We start from the raw sequence: 7,494 nt of genomic DNA on the forward strand, positions 1-7,494 counted from the left end.
AGGTTGCGCGGCTTGTCGATGTCGCGGCCCATGGCCTTCGCCGTGTAGTACGCGAAGAGCTGCAGCGGGATGCCCATGAGGATGGCGTCCAGCTCGTCCTCGTTCTTCGGCACCACGATCGTGTGGTCGGCCTTCTCCTGCTCCTGGTGCGCGACGGCGAGGATGCGGCCGCTGCGGGCCTTGATCTCCTCGAGCGCGGCGCGGTTCTTCTCCAGCAGCTCGTCGTTCGGGACGATCGCGACCGTCGGCATCGCCGGCTCGATGAGCGCCAGCGGGCCGTGCTTGAGCTCGGAGGCCGGGTAGGCCTCGGCGTGGATGTACGAGACCTCCTTGAGCTTCAGCGAGGCCTCGCGGGCCACCGGGTAGCCCCGGACGCGGCCGATGAACATCATCGACTTGGCCTCGGCGTACTCCTTGGCCAGCTGCTCGATCTGCGCCTCGTTCGCCAGGATCTCCTCGATCTGGCCGGGGAGCTTGCGCAGGCCCTCGATGATCCGCTTGCCGTCGGCGACGGACAGGTCGCGGGTGCGGCCCAGGTGCAGGGCGAGCAGGCCGAAGGAGACCACCATGTTGGTGAAGCACTTGGTGGAGACGACGCAGACCTCGGGGCCGGCGTGCACGTAGATGCCGCCGTCGGTCTCGCGGGCGATCGCGGAGCCGACCACGTTCACCAGGCCCAGGACGCGGGCGCCCTTGCGCTTGAGCTCCTGGACGGCCGCCAGGACGTCGTAGGTCTCACCGGACTGGGACACCGCGATGTAGAGGGTGTCGGGGTCCACGACCGGGTTGCGGTAGCGGAACTCGGAGGCGGGCTCGGCATCGGCGGGGATGCGGGCCAGCTCCTCGATCATCTGGGCGCCGATCTGGCCGGCGTGGTACGAGGTGCCGCAGCCGAGGATCTTCACCCGGCGCACGGCGCGGGCGTCGCGGGCGTCGAGGTTCAGGCCGCCCAGGTGCACGGTGGAGAAGCGGTCGTCGATCCGGCCGCGCAGGGCGCGGTCGACCGCCTCGGCCTGCTCGTGGATCTCCTTGTGCATGTACGTGTCGTGGCCGCCCATGTCGTACGACTCGGCCTCCCACTCCACGGTGGTCGGCTGGGCCGAGGTGGAGGAGCCCTCGGTGGTGTACGTGCGGTAGTCGTCGGCGCGCAGGGTGGCCATCTCGCCGTCGTCGAGGGTGACGACCTGGCGGGTGTGGCTGACCAGGGCGGCGACGTCGGAGGAGACGAACATCTCCTTCTCGCCTATGCCCAGGACCACGGGGGAGCCGTTGCGGGCGACGACGATGCGGTCCGGGAAGTCGGCGTGCAGGACGGCGATGCCGTACGTGCCCTCGATGTGCTTGACCGCCTCGCGGACCTTCTCCTCCAGCGTGCCGGCCTCGGAGCGGGCGATGAGGTGGGCGAGGACCTCGGTGTCGGTGTCGGAGACGAAGACGAAGCCCTCGGCCGTCAGCCGGGCGCGCAGGTCGGAGGCGTTGTCGATGATGCCGTTGTGGACGACGGCGACCTTCTCCTCCGCATCCAGGTGCGGGTGGGCGTTGACGTCGTTGGGCGCGCCGTGGGTGGCCCAGCGGGTGTGCGCGATGCCGGTGGTGCCCGCGAAGCGCTTGGGCAGGCGGGACTCCAGCTCGCGGACGCGGCCCTTGGCCTTGGCGGACTTCAGGCCACCGGTCTTGCCGTGCAGGGCGATGCCGGCGGAGTCGTAGCCGCGGTACTCCAGCCGCTGCAGACCCTCCAGCAGCAGCGGTGCAACATCGCGCTTACCGATATATCCGACGATTCCGCACATAAGTGGTGACCCTCCCAGAGAAACGATCAGTGGTGCCCGGCAGTGGGGGCGGCGGTAGCGGCGCCGCCCCTGCTGCCTCAGCCGTAGACGATGCGGCGCAGCTGCCGCAGCGAGAGCTCCGGCGGAGCCACCGCCCGGTGCGGCAGCTCGGCCGAGATCCGCTCGAAGATCTCCGCGTTGCGTAGTCCGCCGGACTGCAGCTCGCGGTGACGGCGGCGGACGAAGGCCTCGGTCGTCTCGTCGAAGTACGCCAGGACGTCCAGGACCACCCGGGCGGCCTCGCCGCGCTGAAGCGGCGTGCTGCGCACCAGGTGATCCACCAGGTCGTCATGATTCATACGGCGTTCGAGCACCCGTCGATACTGAGGGGTGTCGGCGACATTCGCAAGAATCCTGCCCGATATCGGGCAAGGGTGGGTGGATCGGGTGCCTGAATCGACTAGAAACGCTTCAGTACGGACTGTTTTGCCGCGGTGAATTCCTCCTCCGTCAAGATCCCGGCCTGGTGCAGTTCGCCCAGCTCCCGCAGGCGCCGCAGCAGGGCGTCGTGATCGGAGGCGGCGGCGGGGGCCGGTCCGGCGGGTGCGGCCACGGGTGCGGCGGGCGCGGCAGGGGCCTTGGCGAGCGAGGGCGGGGCGGTCGGCGCCCCGGCTCCCGCCGGGTGCGGGATCCGGGCGAGGACGGCGGCCGCGACCATCGCCATCAGCAGGTCCTTCTTGAAGCCGAGCAGCTCGATCGCATGGGGGTCGTGCTTGGGCGGGGCCTTGGTCGGCTCCTTGAGGACCACGAAACGGAGGTGGCCGTTCTTCAGGCCGGCGGAAGGCAGCCATTCCACCGAGCGGACGTCCGCCAGGGCGAGCGTCTGCGGACCGGCGGACTTCTTGCCCTCCTCGGTCATCCAGTTCCACTCCAGGTGGATCCGCTCGCCGTCGAAGGTGACCGTGCCGTCCCCGGTGCCCACCGACAGCGGCAGCGTCGGGCCCGGCAGGAGGTAGCGCTCGGCCGGGCCGTCCGGGACCTGCTCCAGCAGGAGGGCGTTGCGCACCTCGTCCACGAAGTACTCCGCGACGCCCGCGCGGTCGGACTCCACCGTCAGCCGGTACGGATCGGCGGCGTCCGGCAGCCGGCCCCGCGCGGCCTGCAGCAGGGGGTCCGCCCCGTCGCGCAGCCGCAGCCGCAGACGGCCGTGCCGACGCCCCGGCTCGTAGGAGATCCCCGCCACCGCCCGCAGCGGAACGACCAGCTCACCGAGGGTCTGGCGCAGCAGGTGCACACTCCGCTCGCGGCCCGGAACGATCCGTATCGTGTCGCCGTCGAAGGTCCACGTACCGTCCTTCTGGAGGATCTCAGCCATGGGCGAATTCTCTCAGGCGCGTACGCTCGGAAAGGCGTGGATCGTGACGCGGACCCCGGCCCCGGCCTTGACGCCGGCCGGGGCCGGCGCTACCCAAGTGGTCGTTCGTACACGTGAATTCCCGTGAGCGGTACGCCGAAGGGATTTCCTCTTGAGACGCATGAGCCCCCGGTGCAGGAACGCGAGGCGTCTGGCGACGACCGGCCTCGCCCTGCTGCTCCTCTCCGCCGCCGGCACCGCCGTCCCGGCCCGGTCCGCTGAGCCCGCCCCCGCCCCGCTCGACCGCAGCATCGTGCCCGCCCCCGCCTCCGTCCGGCCCGGCGGCGAGCCGTACGAGATCACCGCCCGCACCGTCGTGCGGGTGCCGTCCGGCAACCCGGAGGCCGCCCGGATCGGCGGCTACCTGGCGGGGCTCCTGCGCCCCTCGACGGGCTACCGGCTGCCGGTCCTGCCCGGCGGGACGGACGGGCCCGGCATCCGGCTGGTGCTCGACGGGAACGCCGGGGAAGGGGAAGGCGGAGGCGGAGGGGCAGGGGGAGGAGACGGGGGCGGCGAGGGCTACCGCTTGACCGTCACCCCCCGAGCGGTGACGATCTCCGCGCGGGAGGGCGCCGGGCTCTTCCACGGCGTCCAGACGCTGCGTCAGCTGCTCCCCGCCCGCGCCGAGCGCACCGGGCGGCAGCCCGGGCCCTGGACCGTGGCGGGCGGCGTCGTCACCGACGCGCCGCGCTACGCCCACCGCGGCGCGATGCTCGACGTGGCCCGGCACTTCTTCACCGTGGACCAGGTGAAGCGGTACATCGATCAGCTCGCCCTCTACAAGATCAACCGGCTGCACCTGCACCTCTCCGACGACCAGGGCTGGCGCATCGCCGTCCGCTCCTGGCCGCGGCTGGCCGAGCACGGCGGCAGTACGCAGGTGGGCGGCGGCCCCGGTGGCTTCTACAGCCGCGACGACTACCGCGAGATCGTCCGCCACGCCGCGAGCCGCTACCTCACCGTGGTCCCCGAGATCGACATGCCGGGCCACACCAACGCGGCGCTCGCCTCGTACGCCCGGCTCAACTGCGACGGCGTCGCCCGTCCCCTCTATACGGGCACCGAAGTCGGCTTCAGCTCGCTGTGCGTGGCGAAGCAGGACACGTACGACTTCGTGGAGGACGTCATCGGGGAGCTGGCGGCGCTGACGCCCGGCCCCTACCTGCACATCGGCGGCGACGAGGCGCACTCCACCAGCCACGCCGACTACGCGGCCTTCATGGAGCGGGTGCAGCCTGTCGTCGCCCGGCACGGCAAGACGGTCATCGGCTGGCACCAGCTGGCCGGGGCGCGTCCGGCGCCGGGCGCGCTCCTGCAGTACTGGGGTTACGGCCGGACCGGGGCCGCCGAACGGGCTCAGGTCGCCTCTGCGGTACGGGCGGGCGCGGGCCTGATCCTCTCGCCCGCGGACCGGGCCTACCTGGACATGAAGTACACCAAGGACACGCCGCTGGGCCTGCAGTGGGCGGGCCTGGTCGAGGTGCGGCAGGCCTACGACTGGGACCCCGGCGGCTATCTGGAGGGCGTGCCCGCCGCGTCCGTCGCCGGCGTCGAGGCGCCGCTGTGGACGGAGACGATCACCACGAGCGCGCAGCTGGAGTACATGGCCTTCCCCCGCCTGACGGCCGTGGCCGAACTCGGCTGGTCCCCGCCGGCCACCCATGACTGGGCGTCCTACCGGCTGCGGCTGGCGGCGCAGGGGCCGCGCTGGGACGCCCTGGGCATCGCCTACTACCGCTCGCCGCAGGTGGCGTGGCCCGCCGTGGGGTGAGCGGGTGACGGGGACCTGAGCCCGGGCCGGGGTCAGGTCCCCGCGAGGGGCGGAGGCTAGCCCGCGAAGCCGAGCTCGCGGGCGATCAGCATGCGCTGGACCTCGCTCGTGCCCTCGCCGATCTCCAGGATCTTGGAGTCGCGCCACATGCGGGCGACGGGGTACTCGTTCATGAAGCCGTAGCCGCCGTGGATCTGCGTGGCCTCGCGGGCGTTCGTGACCGCGATCTCCGAGGAGTACAGCTTGGCGAGCGCCGCTTCCTTCTTGAACGGCTCGCCGTGCACCAGCCGGGACGCGGCGTCGCGCCAGGCGAGGCGCGCCGTGTGCGCCCGCATCTCCATGTCGGCCAGCTTGAACTGGATGGCCTGGTTCGCGCCGATCGGGCGGCCGAACGCCTGCCGCTCCTTGGCGTACTTCACCGACTCGTCCAGACAGCCCTGCGCCAGGCCCGTGGCCAGCGCCGAGATCGCGATACGGCCCTCGTCCAGTATCCGCAGGAACTGGGCGTAGCCGCGGCCCTCCTCGCCCACGAGGTTGGCCTTCGGGACGCGGACGTCGGAGAAGGACAGCTCGCGGGTGTCCGAGGCGTTCCAGCCGACCTTGGAGTACGGGGCGGCGACGGTGAAGCCGGGCGTGCCCGAGGGCACGATGATCGAGGAGATCAGCGGCTTGCCCTCCGGTGTGCGGCCGGTGACGGCGGTGACCGTGACCAGGCCCGTGATGTCCGTGCCGGAGTTGGTGATGAAGCACTTGGTGCCGTTGATCACCCACTCGTCCGTGGCCTCGTCCAGCCGGGCCGTCGTGCGCGTGCCGCCCGCGTCCGAGCCGCACTCAGGCTCCGTCAGGCCGAAGGCGCCCAGGATCTCCCCGGAGCACATCTTCGGCAGCCAGGTGCGCTTCTGCTCCTCGGTGCCGAAGCGGTAGACCGGCATGGCGCCCAGCGAGACGCCGGCCTCCAGGGTGATGGCCACCGAGGAGTCGACCCGGGCCAGCTCCTCCAGGGCCAGGCCGAGGGCCAGGTAGTCGCCGCCCATGCCGCCGTACTCCTCGGGGAACGGCAGCCCGAAGAGGCCCATGCGGCCCATCTCCCGCACGATCTCGTACGGGAACTCGTGGCGCTCGTAGAAGTCGCCGATCTTGGGGGCGACCACGTCGTGCGCGAACTCCTCCACGGTGCGGCGGAGTTCCTCGTGCTCGGGGGTGAGGCGGTGGTCCAGCGGCATGGCTCAGGACTCCTGTTGGGAGAGGGCGCGGACGGTACGGGAGGGGCTGGGCCGCCCCAGCTGCTCGGCCATCCACACGCTGGTGGCGGTGAGCAGGCCGAGATCGACCCCGGTGTCGACACCGAGGCCGGCGAGCATCCAGAGAAGGTCTTCGGTGGCGAGGTTGCCCGTGGCGCTCTTCGCGTACGGGCAGCCGCCGAGGCCGCCGGCGGAGGCGTCGACGGTGGTGACGCCGTGCCGCAGGGCGGCCAGCGTGTTGGCCAGGGCCTGGCCGTAGGTGTCGTGGAAGTGCACGGCCAGCCGGCCGGTCTCCACGCCCGCCCCGTTCAGAGCGGTCAGCAGGGCGGTGACGTGGCCGGGCGTGGCCACGCCGATCGTGTCGCCCAGGCTCAGCTCGTCGCAGCCGAGGTCCAGCAGGCGGCGGGCGACCCGGACGACCTGATCCAGCGGGACGGCGCCCTCCCAGGGGTCGCCGAAGCACATGGACAGATAGCCGCGGACCCCCAGGCCCGCCTCGCGGGCCCGGGCCACGACCGGCGCGAACATCTCCAGCGACTCGTCGACCGTGCGGTTGAGGTTCGCCTTGGCGAAGGACTCCGTGGCGCTGCCGAAGACGGCGACCTCGCGGGCCCCGAGGCCGAGGGCGCGCTCCAGGCCGCGGGCGTTGGGCACGAGGACGGGCAGGCGGGCGTCCACGCCGTCCAGCAGGGGCATCAGCCGCTCGGCGTCCGCGAGCTGCGGCACCCACTTGGGGTGTACGAAGCTGGTGGCCTCCACGGTGCCGAGGCCCGCCGCGGCGAGGCGGCGGATGAACTCCGCCTTCACCTCGACCGGGACGACCGTCTTCTCGTTCTGCAGGCCGTCGCGCGGGCCCACCTCGTGGATCCGGACGCGGGAGGGGAGGCCGGGCTCCGGCACGGCCATCGGCAGTCCGCTGATCATGATTCCTCCGCGGGGGCCGCGGGCGTGACGACCGCGAGGACCTGGTCCATGGCGACCGTGGCGCCGGCCGTCACGTCGAGCTCGGTGACGGTGCCGTCGTGCGGGGCGGAGATGACGTGCTCCATCTTCATGGCCTCCACCACGAGCAGGCTCTGCCCGGCGCTGACGAACTCGCCCACGCTCGCCTTGACGACGGTGACGGTGCCGGGCATGGGGGCGGTGAGGGTGTCCACGCCGCCGGACCCCGCGCCGCCGCCCGCCTCCCCGACGGGGTCGTGGTCGCGGAGGTGCCAGGCGTCGCCGTCACAGCCGAGCCAGGTGCCGTCCGGGCCGGGGGCGGCGGTGAAGTGCCGGGTGACACCGTCGTAGTGGAGG

Annotated in this window: 7 protein-coding genes; 1 reads left to right on the forward strand and 6 read right to left on the reverse strand. The window is 72.1% G+C overall.

Features of this window, described 5'->3' with window-relative positions:
* From glmS to V7793_RS29695, 3 genes are all read right to left on the reverse strand, one after another.
* Nucleotides 1-1,790, reverse strand: a 1,790-nt coding sequence (gene glmS / locus V7793_RS29685) for a glutamine--fructose-6-phosphate transaminase (isomerizing) (protein ID WP_336012207.1), incomplete at its 3' end; no start/stop codon positions are given.
* 77 nt (nt 1,791-1,867) lie between these two features.
* On the reverse strand, nt 1,868-2,143 hold the full coding sequence (locus tag V7793_RS29690) for a hypothetical protein (RefSeq protein WP_058044351.1): 276 nt from the start codon (nt 2,141-2,143) through the stop codon (nt 1,868-1,870).
* An 86-nt stretch (nt 2,144-2,229) separates the two neighbouring features.
* Nucleotides 2,230-3,144 (reverse strand): DUF4429 domain-containing protein, encoded by a 915-nt coding sequence (locus V7793_RS29695; RefSeq protein ID WP_336012211.1) that lies wholly within the window; start codon nt 3,142-3,144, stop codon nt 2,230-2,232.
* 160 nt (nt 3,145-3,304) lie between these two features.
* Here V7793_RS29695 and V7793_RS29700 point away from each other — a divergent pair, with 160 nt between their 5' ends.
* Nucleotides 3,305-4,954: a family 20 glycosylhydrolase gene (locus V7793_RS29700; protein ID WP_336012216.1), complete on the forward strand. Its 1,650-nt coding sequence runs from the start codon at nt 3,305-3,307 to the stop codon at nt 4,952-4,954.
* Between the two features lie 56 nt (nt 4,955-5,010).
* Here the strand turns inward: V7793_RS29700 and V7793_RS29705 are convergent, their stop codons facing one another.
* From V7793_RS29705 to V7793_RS29715, 3 genes are all read right to left on the reverse strand, one after another.
* A complete protein-coding gene (locus V7793_RS29705; RefSeq protein ID WP_336012219.1) occupies nt 5,011-6,171 on the reverse strand; it encodes an acyl-CoA dehydrogenase family protein in 1,161 nt (386 codons plus the stop codon).
* A 9-nt stretch (nt 6,172-6,180) separates the two neighbouring features.
* Nucleotides 6,181-7,119: a hydroxymethylglutaryl-CoA lyase gene (locus V7793_RS29710; RefSeq protein WP_336012212.1), complete on the reverse strand. Its 939-nt coding sequence runs from the start codon at nt 7,117-7,119 to the stop codon at nt 6,181-6,183.
* Nucleotides 7,116-7,494: acetyl-CoA carboxylase biotin carboxyl carrier protein subunit (locus tag V7793_RS29715; protein WP_336012214.1), on the reverse strand; the 379-nt coding region annotated here is incomplete at its 5' end. The genes V7793_RS29715 and V7793_RS29710, both read right to left, overlap by 4 nt.

The organism is Streptomyces sp. KLMMK (assembly GCF_036961605.1).
Classification (GTDB): Bacteria; Actinomycetota; Actinomycetes; order Streptomycetales; family Streptomycetaceae; genus Streptomyces; species Streptomyces telluris.